Below are 16,026 nucleotides of genomic sequence, written 5' to 3' on the forward strand. Positions count from 1 at the left end.
CTGAGTTCAGCACGACTTCAATATAATGTCACAAATTGGGGAGTTCTACACAGCTGCTTCAGACTATTCCGCAGGATGTCGCATACAGCGTCTGTCTCGGTCGTAGTAGTCCTCAACGCGCAACACGTGCTCCGCACTCTTCGGGTCGTCTACACCGTCGTTGACGAAGTGGCGAGCCACCGCCGCCGTTCGGGGCGTGCTCTTCACCGTCGCGGTCGATGATGGTTCTCGTAGAAACGGACTGAAGGGATTTGAACCTCAGTCGCTCACTGCGTTCGCTCCTTGGTTCAAATCCTCCTCTGTTCATATTACACTCGCTCACGAGTGGCGAGCACACGAGGTGCTCGCCGTGTGGTTCGCGGTAGAAAGTATGGGGCCGGAGGGATTTGAACCCCCGATCGACTGATATCTCCGGTGGGCACCTCGGAACTCCAGAGGGTCGTCAACACGACCGATGATCAGTCGGCCGCTCAGTATATCAGCTGGAGTGTCGTCCCGGGCGCCAAGCCTCTGGAGTCAGTCGCCATGCCGGGCTTGGCCACAGCCCCGATTCGCTCTATCTGCACTCTCTCGTATGGCGATTTTTCTTAAAGGGGTTTCGATTCTACTCGTCCCGGTCGTCGTCCGCCCAGTCGCACTCTTGGCACTTGTAGGCGGTCACGAACTCGGTGACGCTCGGCATGTAGCCGACCTGAATGACGTTCTCTCCACACTCTGGACAGTCGAAATCGGCGTCTTCGATAGCCTCGGCCTCCATCGGGCGTTCGCCTTCGACGAGTTCGGCGAGCGTCTCTGGAGTGACCATCCGACCTTGCACGACGCGGTTGCTCATACTCCGACGAATCGTCCCGAGGGACGTAAGCCCATCGTCAGCGACAGACCGAGTCAAGGCGTCGCCACAGTCACCGTCCGCGTCCGCGGACCATCACACTCGACGAGGAGGACTGATTGCCACGTACCGAGGTCTATCTCGCCATCGACGACCGGAATCGAGACGCCGTTCCCGACGAGGAGGGCGCGGAGGTGCGAGTCGGCGTTCCCGTCCAGTTCGTCGTGTTCCCACCCGTCGTCGGCGACGCTCTCTGCGAGCATCGACTCGATATCACTCAGCAGACGCGATTCGGCTTCGTTGACGCAGACTCCGGTCGTCGTGTGCCGTGAGAAGACGGTACAGATGCCGTCGTAGTCGGCAGGGAGTACGTCGGCGACCCGGCCGGTGACGTCGAGGGCCTGCAGTCGTCGCTCTGTTCGGACGTCGAAGGTACGGTGCATGTGACGAGATTCGCCACAGAGGCAGAAAAATCCGACCGGGACTCAGAGCCACGGGGCGCGAGAGCCTTCTTCACCGGGATAACCGTATCCCGGTTCGGTGGCGTCTTCTTCCGTGGATTCGTCCGAGAGGTCCTCGAACTCGTCCGAGTCCACGTCGTCGTCTGCGTCGACCGTGGTGTTCGGTTCCTCGACAGCGTCGGCGGCGGCGACGTCGTCGCCACCGTCTGCGACTGCGCCTGCAGCCATCCTGCCGTCGGTCGCTGGACCGTCGGTGACGGTGATGTCGTCGAACTCGGCGACGTCGTCACCGGATGCACCGGGGTCGAAGGCGAACAGCGCCGTGACGCCGAGGACGCCGAGTGCGACTGGGGCCTTCGTCGGCATCAGACCGAGCACGTCGAGTGCCAGCATGCCGAGTGCGACGGAACTTCCGAACCGGAACAGGTCGATATCGACCGACCCGCGCAGACGGGGGGCAAACATGGCGACGGACCCAGCGAACGCGACGCCGGTCCCTGCCGCCGCGCCAGCGCTGACGAGGCGCGTCATGTCGGGCCTGACGATGAGTTCGAAGCCCGCGGGGTTGAAACTCGCCACGAGACCGAGGCCGACGATGACGCTCGGCGAGGGGAGGTACTCACCCACCTTCGACGAGGCCGTCTTTGCGGCGATAGCCAGGATGACGAGGCCAGCGAAGCGGTGGAACACTTCGAAGTTTATCAGCGTCTCGATGGTCTCTGCGACGGCGGCCTCTGCGACGGCCACGGGGACGAGAAGTGCGCCGAGCAGCAGGATAGACGTGAGTTGCTCGCGGCGCGTTCCGTCCATCTCAGCGAGGATGACCGCGACGGTGGCGGACCCACCGAAGATGAGCAGTCCGGTCTGGAGGATACCCGTGACAGACGGGTCTCCCGACGCAGTGGTCAGTGCCCCCGCGATGATGAGCGCAGGGAAGATTCCGTCGACGAGAGGCAGACCCATGACCGTCGCGAGCAGGCGGGTGGCACCACCGACCTGCTGCTCGAGACGAAGGGCGACTGGGTGACGTGAGACACTCATTCGATGTTACTGGCCTTCACCATGGCCCAAGCGGCGATATGGACGCAATTCGGACGTCGGCGTACGAGTGTGTCGTACAGTGAGTCCATTTCGTCCGATATTGAACTCCCGTTTAAATGTCTGCCACATCTGTGTAAAGAGAATGCCGGAGTCGGAGGTCGTTTGACCGGCAATACGCGATGCAGCGGGACACGTGGAGTCCATACACGATAAATTTAGGACAGGAGTATTAAACGTTGTGTGGGATACGACCGCATGGGACACGAATATCAGTGCCACTATTTTAAAAGTGTCCTACGAATCGTAGATATTGGGTCAGCTTTACCTATGATGTTATGATACACAATCGTGAATATGGTGATTATTCACGATGGACCAGAGGGTCGTTAGCTAGTGCCGTGGTGGCAGTCGAAAGTTCGAGACTCCTGGCGGAACGTATCCACCACTGTGTATACATCGTCGGATTCTTTGCGACACATCGACACGCCCGTGCTATCTCGCAACCCTTTTGTCGTCCCCGAGACCACGCTTGATATGGCGAACGACGTTCCTGACCGAGAACCCTTCTCTGAGAAGCTCCGGGTACCTGAATCGCTGACATTCGACGACGTGCTGCTCCGTCCGATGGAGAGCCGTGTCGAACCTGACGACGCCAACGTCTCGACGCGCGTCTCGAAGAATGTCGAACTCAACATTCCGATTCTCTCTGCGGCGATGGACACCGTCACCGAGAGTGGAATGGGTATCGGGATGGCCCGTGAGGGAGGTCTCGGCGTCCTCCACCGAAACATGGACGCCGACCAGATGGTCCACGAGATAGAACGCGTCAAGCGCGCCGACGAACTGGTCATCCGTCGCGAAGACGTGGTCACGGCAAAGCCAGAACAGACCATCAGCGAGGTGGACGAGATGATGGAGCGTGCTGGCGTCTCCGGTGCGCCCGTCGTCGACGAGAACGACATCGTCCTCGGCATCATCTCCGGCACCGACATCCGCCCCTACCTCGAAGTCGGTGAGTCCGACGAAGTCCGTGAGGCCATGACGGACGAAGTCATCACGGCCACGCGCGACGTGACCGCCCGCGAGGCGCTCGAACTGATGTACGACCACAAGATAGAGCGCGTCCCCATCATCGACGACGACAGCCACCTCGTGGGCCTCGTGACGATGCAGGGCATCCTCCAGCGCCGCGAGTACGAGAACGCCGCCCGCGACGAGGACGGCCGTCTCGTCTGTGGTGTCGCCGTGGGTCCCTTCGACCGCGAACGCGCACAGAAGGCCGACGAAGCCGGTGCCGACGTCATCTTCATCGACTGCGCCCACGCACACAACCTGAACGTCATCGACACCGCTCGCGAAATCAAAGAGACCGTCGAGGCAGACGTCGTCGTCGGGAACGTCGGCACCCGTGAGGCCGCCGAGGAACTCGTCGACTTCGCCGACGGTATCAAGGTCGGCATCGGTCCCGGTTCCATCTGTACCACCCGCGTCGTCTCTGGTTCCGGGATGCCGCAGATTACCGCCGTCGCAGAGGTCGCAGACGTCGCTTCCGAGTACGACATCCCCGTCATCGCCGACGGTGGCATTCGGTACTCGGGTGACGCCATCAAGGCTATCGCCGCCGGTGCCGACGCCGTCATGCTCGGGTCCTACTTCGCCGGAACCGACGAAGCACCGGGTCGGGTCATCACGATGAACGGCAAGAAGTACAAGCAGTACCGTGGCATGGGCTCTGTCGGTGCCATGCAGTCCGGTGGTGCCGACCGCTACCTCAAGGAGGACGACGAAGACGAAGAGTACGTCCCCGAAGGGGTCGAGGCCGCGACGCCGTACAAGGGTTCGCTCGCGTCCGAACTCCACCAACTCGTCGGCGGCATGCAGTCCGGGATGGGCTACGTCGGCGCCGAGACGATTCCAGAGGTCAAAGAACGCGCCAAGTTCGTTCGGGTCTCTGCCGCGGGGCAGACGGAAGGACACCCCCACGACGTGATGATTACCGACGAGGCGCCGAACTACAGCCCGAGCGAGTAACACAGGACCGCGTTCGCTTTTCGGCCGTCTGCATCTCCGCTCTCAGACCACCGACTCGATAGCGTGACCAGTCACCACTGTCTGTTCTCTCGACACCCGCCGCGTACAACGACGATATAGGGATGATTAATAGGGATGTATGTCGTGCATCTACAAAGCGATGGATACTGCGGAGCTACGCACCGCCCTTCGGAACGCTGGGTTGTCACAATATCAGGCAGAGGCCTACGTCGCCCTCCTCCAGTTAGGTGCCGCGAGCGCAACAGAATTGGCCGATGCGTGTGCGGTCCCGACAGCACGGATTTACGACGTCCTTCGAGACCTCGAATCGAAGGGCTACATCGAGACCTACGAACAGGACAGTCTTCACGCACGAGCGTGCGACCCGAAATCGGTGATGGAAGACCTACAGAGCCGTGCCGTCCAACTGGACGAAGCGGCGACAGAGATAGAGACCCGATGGCAGCAACCGTCGGTCGACCGGCACATGCTGAGTATCGTCAAACGGTTCGAGACGGTGTTCAATCGCGCCGAGGAACTGATTCGCGACGCGACGAGTGAGGTGCAACTCTCGGTCACACCCGAACAGTTCGCGGCGCTCAGACCAGCGCTGACAGAGGCGTACGAGAACGGCGCTCTGGTGAAAGTCTCACTCCACCCCGAACAGGGAGACGAGTTGAACGACATGGATGAATCCGCCTTCCGGGGAGTGACGTCGGAAGTTCGCAAGCGGACACTCCCGACGCCTTTCGTCGCAATCGTCGACCGAACGGGGGCGTGTTTCGCACCGCACGCAGGGTCCGTCAACCAATACGGTGTCCTCGTCGACGACTACACGCTCACGTACGTGTTCTACTGGTACTTCCAGACAGCACTCTGGGAGGTGTGGGACGTGGTCTACACCGCACAGACGCCGGAACCCCCAATCGTCTACTCAGATATTCGGCACTTCGTGCAGGACGCCGAACCGCTCTTTCAGAGTGGCAAGCGCATCGTCACTCACATCAACGGCTACGAGACGGACAATCGGGAACCGATAGACGTCGTTGGCGAACTGACAGACATCTACTACACTGCCGTGTCAGAACCGAAAGAGACGCTATCGTTCTCCGAACTCGCAGGTCAGGTCTGTCTGACCATCGACGCCGGCGACGAGACGTACACTGTCGGTGGATGGGGCGCGGTGTTAGAAGAAGTCGAAGCGAACCGCATCACCGTCGAGTCGATTTCCTGAACACATCAGGGGAGTTGGAATATCCTCTCGCCGGAATGTATAACAACTCCCCGTTCTCATACTCATTACAAGACGGGTTCCGGGCACGCACTCGCCAAGGGGTATTTTGATATACCACCACACGACATTCTGTCTCGTGAGTGTTCCCGGAACACCACTACACTACCAATGAGTGCAGAACAGCCCATGGTGCTCATCGTCGAAGATGAGCCTGACCTCGCCGATCTGTACGCAACCTGGCTTAGGGACGACTATCGCGTTCGTGTCGCCTACGGCGGACGCGAGGCGCTCGACGAACTCGACGACGAGGTTGACGTTGTTCTCCTCGACCGTCGGATGCCCGACCTCTCGGGCGACGAAGCGCTCACCGAGATTCGCAGTCGCGGCTTCGACTGCCGTGTCGCGATGGTGACTGCTGTCGAACCGGACTTCGACATCATCGCGATGGGCTTCGACGATTACCTCGTCAAGCCCGTCTCTCGTGAGGCGCTGACCGAAACTGTCTCTAATCTCATCTTGCGAAACGCCTACGACGTCGGAATTCAAGACTTGTTCTCACTCGCCTCGAAGAAGGCCCTCCTGGAGGCTGAGAAGGATGAAGCGACGCTCGAAGACAACGAAGAGTACCAAGCCCTCACGGAACGACTCGATGAACTCAGGGGCGAACTCGACGACACTCTCGGCCAACTCGACGAGAGCAAGGGGCTCTCTGCGGTCTACCGCGACATCGGCGACTCGGCACAGTCCGACGAATAACGGACACGCCGTCGCTCCGGGAACGTACTTTTCTCTCTCTGTTAACGGATTCGTGACGCACGGCGTCTGTCTCTGTCTTGTTCGGATTTCTTACATTAGTATTTCTGTTAATTAAGTTAATTTCATATCAGACATACACGAAAAATTATAATTCGCATCCACTCTTCGGACTACTTGCACATGTCCGAAGAGACCAACACGATGATCTCGTACCTCCGCAACAACCCCCGCATGATGGGCGTCCTGTTCACGCTCACCCTGCTTCTCACCCAGGCAGGGAACGCGGCAGCAGCGAACACGGGTGTCATCTACGGCCCGTAATCACGCGAGAAAACTATCAGACCAGTAGACTTCGCTGTCGTAGACGACCGGTATCTCTTGTAGCGCGAGGAAGTCTTTAAGTTCGTCCTCTGTCACCTCGATGTTCGAGACGCCCGCAGACGACAGATAGTACCGCGAACCACCGGGGAGTGCTGGGATTATCAGCGAACCGATTCCTGCCCTCGACGTATTGAATGCGTGGTACGAGAGTTCCAGTGGTCCATCGGTCGTTTCCGTCACCTCACAGTAGACCGCAACGCCACTCTCTGCCTGGACAACAGAGAGACTCCCGTCACCGACCACTCCGTACTGATGCGCGATGTCGCTGTCCGTTCTGACCACGTCGAGCGACGCTTGAAGCGGGAATCCACCATTGAGAAGTCTGGCGAGTGTCCGACCGACGCCGACTGCCTGACTGTTGATAACTTCGCTGAACGTGACGATGCCACCGATAGCGCCCGCTTCGACGAGTGCGAGGCCCTGGTCGTAGGACTGACAGGCATTGAGGAAGAACGCGCCCGTCCCGACGTGGTCGAGCGTCTCTGCGTCGACTTTTCCATCGCGGCACTGGAAGCCATCGTCGTCGATGTGGCCGATGTAGTGGAGGAAGTCTGTCGGTTCGGCGAGTATCTCTCGCAGTTCAGCCCGACTGAGATTGTAGTAGGCGTCGACGTCGAACGAGAGACCATCCCGCGACCCGTATACGTCGTCGACGATATCGCTTTCGGCGAGCATCTCCTGGTCGTTACAGACGACGGTGATTCCGATGTCTCCCGTCGTCGGTTCCCGTTGGAGTCGGTTGCGGTAGGCCGCAGGCGTCGTCTTACTCGCACCGACAGGAGTCCCCTCGCTTATCCACGCCTGTTCGACAGAGTTTGACGACTGGGGGCGAACGTACGTGTCGTTGGCAGTTGTCGTGCCTGCGCTCCTGACGATGTCGTCGCGGAGGAAGTCGTCGACTGCTGCGGTCTGTACTTCCGAGTGAGATACTTCGGTCCCAGACGGGGTCCGCACCACAGCGAGGTCGTTCGTGACGAATGGAAGTAGCTCGATGTTATCTGATTCCGGCGCGACGTGCGTCGTCAACTTCCACTCGGGGACGAGGTCAACGATGGAGTCGTATGGAACGTCGAAGTATGCCGCCAATCGTTCACTGAGCGACGCATCGTACAGACCTTCGATGTCGAGAGTCGTCCGTGACTCGACAGTCTGGCGTTCGTGGAGTTCGACGTCGTAGATTCCTTCGGTTCGGACCACACAGTCAAGGAAGAACGTCTGCTTCAGCGTGCGTGCAACGTTCTCTTCGAATCCGTGTGGGCCGTCGAACTCGTGTACGAATCCGGTTTCGGTGACGAGTCTCGGTGACTCACTGGGGACGAGTTTCGCGCCGAGGTAGTACGCGAGTGGCGTCGCGACGAAGATGTGACGCAGTGTCGGAGGTAGTTCGATTCGGATACCCGTGTCAGGGACCGTCAATCCGTCCGGAATGTGGAGTTCGTCACCAAGTTCGAGGAGCGGTGGGTGGCCGCGGAGGGTCGGGTACGAGCGCTCGACACTCGTCGTCTTGAGCGCCGAACTGAAGACAGAGACGGCACGCATCACGTCCAGTGGGTCGTCCGTCGTCGTAACTGTCGTCGCCGGACTCTCGTGGGATGACCGGGCGCCCACCAAAACCTCCCGTGTATCTTCGAACGAGACGACGGTTTCGAGTGGTTCAGCATCGATGGATAGCGGCCCATCAACTTCGAGATAGGTTTTGACTCCACCGAAGAGTTCGAGACTGTAGGACCCAGCGCCGAATCGTTCGGCACCCTGTTGGTCGATTTGCGCAAGCATCGTCCCAGACGCGTCCCGCACACACACGACTGTGTTCGCGGTCAACGCGATACGATCCGTCTCGATTCGCACTGCGGCATCTGTCGGAAGCGAGAACTGAGTTCTGTCTGCCGGTTTCGGGGTGACCGACGACGGCGTCCGTAAGAGGAACTGGTGTCGTTCGACGTTGTCACGAACGACCAGACCAGTCCCGTCTGAAGGGAGCGAAAAGCCGACCTCTAACGTCGAGGACTCAGGGGACTCCTCGCTCTGCCCGGACTGTTCCATTGTGTACTGATGACACGATTCGAGTTGAAAAACGTATTGGTGACCTGAAATTCACGAATCGAGTGGGAACCACCCAGACGAGACGTCGATATCGAGGAGGTGCCACCGCTGCATCGCGTCGGTTCCGTGTACGTCGAGTTCGACGACGGCGTCGAACAACGGCGTGAGCATTCGGTTGAGTTCGTCGTCGCGGCCACCGGGTGACCAGACGTGTAGCATCCCCTTCCGCGAACGGACGTGGGTCGCCGTTACGTGAAGGAATCTGAACACCGTCTCACGGTCGTACTTCGAGAGGAGTGCTGGCAGGCAATCGAACGCGACACGGAGTTCGGCGGGCGACAGCATGTTCGCGAAGCTATCGAACTCCTGAATGTCGGTGGCGATTTCGGACCCGAGGCGGCCGACACCACCGCTCACTCGCCGCTCGTACCTCTGTTGGACTGGATCTGGCGTGTACGCCGTACTCGCTGCACTCCGTTCGAGCGTCGAGTATCGGATTACACGCGTCCACTCTGTTGAGCGACGAACCGCAGGGTCGAGACGAGCGTCGAGAGAAGCAGATTCGTTCAGGACGACGAGGCGACGACGGGGTTCTGTGGGGGCACCGAGCATCTGTTTCGAGGCCCGCGAATAGAGTTCCGTCGGGACAGAACCCACGACGAGGAGCGCACTTCCGCGTCGCTTGAGGTCGTCCAATCCCAGTTGGAATGCGGACGCTTCCTTCGCTGGTGCGTCCATGTCACCTCTCGACACCATTCGTCTTGGACGACGAAACCATATTTAATAATACTTTGCGTGTTTGTGCAGCAGAATGTGCTAGTCTGTGCCACGACTGTTAGCCCCGGCTCACCCCAGTATCCGATACCGACGGGAACTGACGACTTCGTTACGAGTCAGTCGGCGGCGTGAACCGTCAACACCGGCACTGGTGCGGTTCGGACGACGCGTTCGGTCACACTCCCGAGGAGGACGCGTTCGACACCGCGTCGGCCATGTGTCGCCATCACGATGACGTCCACGTCGTGCTCGTCTGCGTAGTCGATAATAGCCTCGTACGGCGTTCCTCGGATTACGTCACCGGTCGCCGAAATGCCGTGTTCTTCGGCACGTGCGACGAACTCGTCGACGACACGTTGGCCTTCCTGTTCGAGTGTGTCGAGTATCGACCCACCCATGACGCTCACGCTGTCGCGGGTGTCGTCTGCGACGAACAGGACGTGAACCGTCGACCCGTACTGCTCCGCCAGTCCGAAGACGTGCGGAATCGCCTGCTCTCCGGCAGGACTTCCGTCGACTGGAAGCAGAATCTCGTCGTACATACGATACTATTCGTGCCCAGAGTGTGTGAATGCTTCGCACGGGCGTGTGCAAAAAGTAGGCGGTGAGTGGGCCTGATTACCCGTTCACGTACGCTTCGATTCGGTCCATCGCTTCGCGGAGTTCGCGCATGCTCGTCGCGTAGGAGACGCGGAGGTGGCCCTCCCCGCCCTCCCCGAAGACGCTCCCCGGAACGAGTGCGACGTTCTGTTCTTCGAGGAGTCCCTCGGCGAACGCCTCGTCGTCACCGTCCGGGGCCTCGGGGAAGACGTAGAACGCGCCTTTCGCCTCGAAACAGTCGATGCCCATCTCCTCGAACCGAGCGAGGACGAATCGACGCCGACGGTCGTATTGGCTACACATTTCGTCGACGGCGTCGTCACAGGACCGTAGTGCTTCGAGCGCCGCGTACTGCGCCGTCGTCGGGGCAGATAGCATCGCGTACTGGTGGACCTTGTTCATCGCGTCGATGGCCTCTGGCGGGCCCATCGCGTACCCGAGGCGGAGTCCCGTCATCGCGTACGCCTTCGAGAACCCGTTGAACACGACGGTTCGCTCACGCATCCCCGGATGGGTCGCGATGGAGGCGTGGTCGTCTTCATAGCGGAGGTCCGCGTAAATCTCGTCGGAGAGGACGATGAGGTCGTGTTCGCGAACGAACTCGGCCACGTCGGAGAGTTCGTCGTCGGTCATCACCGCGCCAGTCGGGTTGTTCGGGTAGCACAGGACGAGCACGTCCGCCTCGTCCGCGCCTGCCGCTTCGAGACTCTCCCGCGTGAGTTTGAACTCGTCTTCGGCGTACGTCGGCACCGGGAGTGGGTCGCCGCCGGCGAATATCGCACCCGGCGTGTACGAGATGTACGACGGTTGCGGGATAGCGACCACGTCGCCGTCGTCGACGAACGCTCTGAACGCGAGGTCGACCGCTTCGCTGGCCCCTGTCGTGACGATAATCTCGCTTTCGGGGTCGTACTCCTGTCCGTAACGTGTCACGCGCTCCGAAATCGCCTCACGGAGTTCGCGCATCCCGCGGTTCGACGTGTAGGAGGTCTTCCCGCGTTCGAGCGAATCGATAGCGGCGGTTCGGGCGGCCCACGGCGCGGAGAAGTCGGGTTCACCGACACCGAGAGAGATGACGTCGTCTACCTCTTCGGCGAGTTCGAAGAACCGCCGGATACCGGATGGCGGAACCGCCTCGACGCGGCCGGAGATGTGGTCTCCGAGCGTCATGGGGACACAGACAGACGGTCGTCGTCGTCACCGTCACCGAGTTCGATGCCCTCCTCTTTGTAGGAGTCCATCACGAAGTGCGTCACCGTCTTGGTGACCTCCGGAATCGGGGCGATGCGCTCGGAGATGAAGTTCGAGATATCGTGCATCGAGTCGCCTTCGACTTCGATGAAGAAGTCGTAGTCACCGGAGACGAGTCGAAGCGTCGCGACTTCGGGGAACCGAGCGATACGACGGGCAATCTGTTCGTACCCCGTCTCTCGGTCGAGTTCCACGTCGACTTCGACTTGCGCGCGGACGTGTTCGTCGTCCACGCGGTTCCAGTCGACGACCGCTTGGTACCCGCGGACAACCCCGTCGTCTTCGAGTTCTTCGAGCGCTGCTGCCACTGCATCGGCGTCTGCGCCCAGTTGTCGGGCAATGTCGTCTACACTCTCTCGAGCGTCGTGACGCAGCAGGTCGAGCAGTGACTGCTTGTCCATGGGCAGTCCGTTGCAGGCATCAGTAAAATGGTTTGCCCAACCGGGATGAATTGTCGTGACAACCAATCGAGCGGACAGACCGCAAACCACCCCCACCAGTCTGCGGAAAACTATTCCAGTGCGGGCTGAGACGTGGCCGATATGGAAACCGAATTCGAGCCCTCCGAGTTCGATTGGCTGACCCTCGACGCCGACGAAGAAGTTCTCTGGGCAGACACGCCCCACCCCTACAGTCTCGTCCCTATCCTCGTCGTCGGTATCCCGCTCTCACTGTTCGTCATCGGCATCCCCCTCGTCGTGGGTGCGTACCTCTCGTTCAAGAACACGAACTACGTCGTCACCTCCGACGCACTGTACAAGAAGACGGGCGTCCTCTCGCGGAACGTCCAGCGAATAGAGTTCGACAAAGTACAGGACACCTCGTACAGTCAGTCGTTCCTCGGCGCGCAGTTCGGATTCGGGTCTGTGAACATCAGCACTGCCGGTGGAAGCGGTATCGAGATGAGTTTCCAGAACGTCTCGGAACCGCAGTCGCTGCAGACACTCGTCAACGAACGAATAAAACGTCGTGGTGGCCGCGACTCGGAGTCTGGAGGAAAAGCGGCCGTTCTCGACGACATCCTCGCAGAACTCCGAGCGATTCGCGGAGCGGTCGAAGGTGGCAACGGCGTGTCGGCGTCGGCGACGAATCCCGAAGACTCGCCAACTGACGACGCCCCCGAACCGGTCGAATCGAGCGACTTCGACTTCGACCAGTCGGTAACCGACGAACGATGACCGTCGACGAGTGGATGGCCCGCGCTCCCGACGAAGTCGTCGTCTGGGAGGGCCGGCCACGTGCTCAGACGATTATCCCGTCGCTCGTCGTCGGGGTGGTCATCGTCGCCGGTGCTATCGCCGGTGCGACGGTGACGAACGAACCCCTCGTGGGTCTCGTCGGTGTCTTCGGAGTGTTCCCACCGGTCTGGTCGTACGCCCGCGTGACCAACACTCGATTCGTCGTCACGGACCGAGCACTCTACCGAAAGACGGGCGTCCTCTCACGGAACGTCCAACGCGTCTCGCTGGACCGGGTACAGAACAGCACGTTCTCACAAGGTATCGCCGGGTCACTGTTCGACTACGGCACAGTCACCGTCGAAGCGGCCGGTGGCGGCAGAATCCAGTTCGAGAACGTGAACGACCCGCGGGCGGTCCGCACCGAAATCGACCGTCGACTGGACCGTGACGAGATTCCGGGAACTATCGACCAGTGGACTGCGGTCCTCGACGAAGTTCGAGCACTCCGGACTGCGCTCCGATAGGCAGTCGTCGGGGGGAGTTGTTCGCCGTTGCAGACGTTCTGAGCCCCGACGCTCGACTCGCACTGGTTACGCTTCGTCCTGACCCGGAATGCCGTGAGCGCCCTCGACGAGTTCACCGAACCGTTTGACGAACCGAGTCGCGGGCGCACCGTCGACGATGTCGTGGTCGAACGTCACAGTGAGGTGGAGGAACTCGCGGTTTTCGAGTTCTCCGTCGACGAACCGCGGTTTCGTACTGATGCCGCCCACGGCAACCTGCACCGTGTAGTTCGTCGGCGTAATCGCCCACCCGCCACCGCTCCCAAACATCCCCACAGAGGTCACAGAGACGGTCCCTGCCATCCGCTTCCACCGTCTGGGGAACGATTGCGGAAGTCGCCACACGAGACGGCGAACGAATCCGGGGAGGCGAAGACCCAACTCGCTCCACCGGGAGAGTTCGGTCGGGTCAGCGGACGATTGCGCAGTTCGGATTTCGTCGTGAATCGACCGCAGAGACCGGCGATTCGCGCCTCTGACGACGTGAGGTGCACCAACTTGTGTGCCTCGGATTGTCGTCTCGACGAGGACGTTCACGTCCACGTCGTCGAAGACGTGTACGCGACCACGCCAATCGCGGTACGCGTTGATGTGCGGGTGTTCGTCGATGGCGTCAGCGAGACAGACCACGACGAACGCGGTGAACGACAGTCGCTCACCAGTCTCTTCTTCGATCGTTCGAAGACGGTCTCTCGCGTCGGTCACGTCGAACTCGACGAGGCCGTGGACGTTGCTTCGCTTCCCTGCGACACGCATGTAATCGACTGTCCCCCGGCGACGGGTGGGAAGCGGTTCGATGCGCTCACCTCCTGTCCTCATGCGAATTCGTACTCCCGCGAGAAACATACCTCTTGAGTCGATATCGCTCTCGGAGAACGTCCGCCCTGTGTCTCAGGGACTCGGGAGGCAGATGGTCACGACGTTCCCGCGTGGTTCGTTCTCGTCGAACGTCAGCACTCCGTCGGAGTGCCGGACGATGAGCGTCACCAGCCACAATCCCATGCCACTCCCGTGGTACAGTGGTTCGATATCTTCGTCCCACGAGAGCACGTTTCGTTCCATCTCGGGAATCGGGTCACCGTCGTCGGCGACGTGAATCGTCGTGGTGTGTCCCCCCGGTTCGATTCGAACGCCCACAGACGGCGTTTCTCGGGGTGAGTGAACGACCGCATTTTCGAGGAGTTCCCGAATCGCCCGTTGGATGGCCCGTGTCGTGACGACACGACACTGGTCGGGGCAGGTGACCGAGATGTCTGCGTCTGGGTGCTGTGATTCGACGCGGGACACCACGGTTTCGACGATTGGAACGACGTCGATGGCCTCGTTCGCCGGCGGCGACGAGAGGAACGACGTGATTCGTCGCCACTTGGACGCAGTTCGGAGCAGTTTCTCACTGGTCTCGTATATCTTCTCGGCGTTCGACGCAGACTCCGTGTCGTCTATCAACTCCGCAGACCCCTGAATGACGTTCAAGTCGTTACGGAGGTTGTGTCGGAGGACTCGGTCGATAACCTTCATCTGCTGGAGTCGGTCTTCGCGGTCGGAGATGTCTCGAATGAGGCCGACGAATCCGCCTTCGACGTCGCGGGCGTTTCGGTCGAATATTGTCACCTCCGCCGGGAACACCTGCCCGGATTTCTTCTGGCAGTGTATCGTGGTGGATACCGTGTCGTTGTGGGACTTCGTTTCGAGCGTCTCGCCGACTGCTTCGAAGTCGTCTGCCTCTGCGTAGATGTATCTCACAGACTCTCCTTCGATTTCGGCGACGTCGTAGCCGAAGAGCGTCGAAAATGCCGAGTTCCCGTCGACGATTCGACGGTCGCTGTCGACGACTAATATCGCATCCTGAATGCTATCGAAGAGCGACGAGTACCGTTGCTTTTGTGCTCGAATCTCGCGTTCTCGCGCTTTCGCTTCGGTGATGTCCTTGACGACACCGACGCCGGTGAGCGCTCGCCCCGATTCGTCGAACTCGAGTTCTCCCTTCTCGCGGACCCACTTCGTCTCGCCGTCGACGACGATTCGGTGTTCGACGTCGTATGGTTCACCGTCGAGCGCCGTGTCCCACTCGTCTTGGACGTACGCCCGGTCATCCGGGTGGACGCGTTCTAAGAACCGTTCATACGTCATCTCCACGTCCTGCGGAATACCGAAGATTCGGTGACACTCGGCGGACCAATCGAGCGTCCCTTCCAAGAGATTTAACTCCCAACTGCCTACGTTCGCTATCTCTTGGGCTTGTGCGAGGTGTTTCTCTCGCTCACGAGCGTCGTCCATAGGGAGTGGTCCGTCGTTGGTAGTGACTGGTGTGAGAACAGTTATTGTAGTTGTCGGGACAATAATCTAATTTGATAATTCACGACGGGTGTTGAACCGCCCGACACCGGCTCACTCGGTGTATTCGTGGACGACGTGTTGGAGAAACGAAACGTTGTTGACGTCACCGGGTGCAGTTGACGAGTATGACCTCGTGGAAACACTTCGTCGCGTTCTTCGTGTTCGGGTCGCTGGTACTCGTCGGTGTTGCCCTCTTCGTCGTCCACGTCGACTACGACTACCACTACACGTACGAACGTGAGGTGGACGAATTTCCACGTGACACACTCACGATGGAGTACGCAGCACTCCAGCCCGACGAGCGACGAGTCGTCGACGAGGCGTTCGAGACTGGCGGTGTCGTGATGCAAGACGGGTCGACGATACCGGATGAAGGAATCAAAAAAGATGGCCACAAGTACCTGTTTTCGGCCTACAAATCGTTCGACTGGACCGACCCCGGAACGTTCGGGCCAACATTCGTCGGACTCGTCGGCGGGTTCGGCGTCCTCGCGACCATCAGGGCTGACATGAAGAACTCGTTGATTCGGTGAGGACGCCC

General features: G+C 60.0%; 17 protein-coding genes and 1 tRNA gene. 7 read left to right on the forward strand and 11 right to left on the reverse strand.

Annotation, left to right across the window (positions count from 1 at the left end):
- Positions 1-371: 371 nt before the first annotated feature.
- The 4 genes from GJR96_RS14035 to GJR96_RS14050 form a co-directional block, all read right to left on the reverse strand.
- A tRNA-Trp gene (locus GJR96_RS14035) sits at positions 372-548 on the reverse strand.
- 56 nt (positions 549-604) lie between these two features.
- The gene (locus GJR96_RS14040) at positions 605-832 is read right to left on the reverse strand and encodes a DUF5795 family protein (RefSeq protein ID WP_225317744.1); all 228 of its coding nucleotides are present in this window, start codon (positions 830-832) and stop codon (positions 605-607) included.
- A 53-nt stretch (positions 833-885) separates the two neighbouring features.
- Positions 886-1,272 carry a secondary thiamine-phosphate synthase enzyme YjbQ gene (locus GJR96_RS14045; RefSeq protein WP_151163501.1) on the reverse strand — a complete coding sequence of 129 codons (387 nt, stop codon included), beginning with the start codon at positions 1,270-1,272 and terminating at the stop codon, positions 886-888.
- Positions 1,273-1,314: 42 nt separating this feature from the next.
- A complete protein-coding gene (locus tag GJR96_RS14050; protein ID WP_151164055.1) occupies positions 1,315-2,253 on the reverse strand; it encodes a DUF5794 domain-containing protein in 939 nt (312 codons plus the stop codon).
- Between the two features lie 612 nt (positions 2,254-2,865).
- On the opposite strand from GJR96_RS14050, the gene guaB reads away from it, so the two are divergent.
- From guaB to GJR96_RS18180, 4 genes are all read left to right on the forward strand, one after another.
- The gene (gene guaB / locus GJR96_RS14055) at positions 2,866-4,362 is read left to right on the forward strand and encodes an IMP dehydrogenase (protein WP_151163503.1); all 1,497 of its coding nucleotides are present in this window, start codon (positions 2,866-2,868) and stop codon (positions 4,360-4,362) included.
- A 160-nt stretch (positions 4,363-4,522) separates the two neighbouring features.
- Positions 4,523-5,596 carry a TrmB family transcriptional regulator gene (locus GJR96_RS14060; protein WP_151163504.1) on the forward strand — a complete coding sequence of 358 codons (1,074 nt, stop codon included), beginning with the start codon at positions 4,523-4,525 and terminating at the stop codon, positions 5,594-5,596.
- A gap of 168 nt (positions 5,597-5,764) precedes the next feature.
- On the forward strand, positions 5,765-6,352 hold the full coding sequence (locus tag GJR96_RS14065; protein WP_151163505.1) for a HalX domain-containing protein: 588 nt from the start codon (positions 5,765-5,767) through the stop codon (positions 6,350-6,352).
- Positions 6,353-6,532: 180 nt separating this feature from the next.
- Complete coding sequence (locus GJR96_RS18180; RefSeq protein ID WP_191965868.1) at positions 6,533-6,673, forward strand: DUF7503 family protein; 141 nt, start codon at positions 6,533-6,535, stop codon at positions 6,671-6,673.
- Here the strand turns inward: GJR96_RS18180 and GJR96_RS14070 are convergent, their stop codons facing one another.
- The 5 genes from GJR96_RS14070 to GJR96_RS14090 all read right to left on the reverse strand — a co-directional run bounded on the left by GJR96_RS14070 (position 6,674) and on the right by GJR96_RS14090 (position 11,805).
- Positions 6,674-8,692, reverse strand: coding sequence for a hypothetical protein (locus tag GJR96_RS14070; protein WP_151164057.1), 2,019 nt, complete (start codon positions 8,690-8,692; stop codon positions 6,674-6,676). It abuts the gene before it with no gap.
- Between the two features lie 135 nt (positions 8,693-8,827).
- Positions 8,828-9,532, reverse strand: a complete 705-nt coding sequence (locus tag GJR96_RS14075) for a DUF7504 family protein (RefSeq protein ID WP_151163506.1) — start codon at positions 9,530-9,532, stop codon at positions 8,828-8,830.
- Between the two features lie 137 nt (positions 9,533-9,669).
- Positions 9,670-10,095: a universal stress protein gene (locus GJR96_RS14080; RefSeq protein WP_151163507.1), complete on the reverse strand. Its 426-nt coding sequence runs from the start codon at positions 10,093-10,095 to the stop codon at positions 9,670-9,672.
- 76 nt (positions 10,096-10,171) lie between these two features.
- Positions 10,172-11,323 carry a pyridoxal phosphate-dependent aminotransferase gene (locus GJR96_RS14085; RefSeq protein WP_151163508.1) on the reverse strand — a complete coding sequence of 384 codons (1,152 nt, stop codon included), beginning with the start codon at positions 11,321-11,323 and terminating at the stop codon, positions 10,172-10,174.
- Positions 11,320-11,805, reverse strand: a complete 486-nt coding sequence (locus tag GJR96_RS14090) for an Lrp/AsnC family transcriptional regulator (RefSeq protein WP_058573703.1) — start codon at positions 11,803-11,805, stop codon at positions 11,320-11,322. Before GJR96_RS14090 ends, GJR96_RS14085 begins: the two co-directional genes overlap by 4 nt.
- Positions 11,806-11,946: 141 nt before the next feature.
- Between GJR96_RS14090 and GJR96_RS14095 the strand changes: the two genes are divergently transcribed.
- Positions 11,947-12,582, forward strand: a complete 636-nt coding sequence (locus GJR96_RS14095) for a PH domain-containing protein (RefSeq protein ID WP_151163509.1) — start codon at positions 11,947-11,949, stop codon at positions 12,580-12,582.
- Positions 12,579-13,109 (forward strand): PH domain-containing protein, encoded by a 531-nt coding sequence (locus tag GJR96_RS14100; protein WP_151163510.1) that lies wholly within the window; start codon positions 12,579-12,581, stop codon positions 13,107-13,109. The genes GJR96_RS14095 and GJR96_RS14100 overlap by 4 nt, the downstream gene beginning before the upstream one ends.
- Before the next feature lie 66 nt (positions 13,110-13,175).
- Here the strand turns inward: GJR96_RS14100 and GJR96_RS14105 are convergent, their stop codons facing one another.
- Together GJR96_RS14105 and GJR96_RS14110 are read right to left on the reverse strand one after the other, a co-directional pair.
- Positions 13,176-13,967 carry a 2-oxo acid dehydrogenase subunit E2 gene (locus tag GJR96_RS14105; RefSeq protein WP_151163511.1) on the reverse strand — a complete coding sequence of 264 codons (792 nt, stop codon included), beginning with the start codon at positions 13,965-13,967 and terminating at the stop codon, positions 13,176-13,178.
- 72 nt (positions 13,968-14,039) lie between these two features.
- On the reverse strand, positions 14,040-15,425 hold the full coding sequence (locus GJR96_RS14110; RefSeq protein WP_151163512.1) for a sensor histidine kinase: 1,386 nt from the start codon (positions 15,423-15,425) through the stop codon (positions 14,040-14,042).
- Between the two features lie 185 nt (positions 15,426-15,610).
- On the opposite strand from GJR96_RS14110, the gene GJR96_RS14115 reads away from it, so the two are divergent.
- Positions 15,611-16,018, forward strand: coding sequence for a hypothetical protein (locus GJR96_RS14115; protein ID WP_151163513.1), 408 nt, complete (start codon positions 15,611-15,613; stop codon positions 16,016-16,018).
- The last annotated feature ends 8 nt before the right edge of the window (positions 16,019-16,026 follow it).

The sequence above is a fragment of the Haloferax litoreum genome, assembly GCF_009674605.1.
In the GTDB taxonomy this organism is placed as follows: Archaea; Halobacteriota; Halobacteria; order Halobacteriales; family Haloferacaceae; genus Haloferax; species Haloferax litoreum.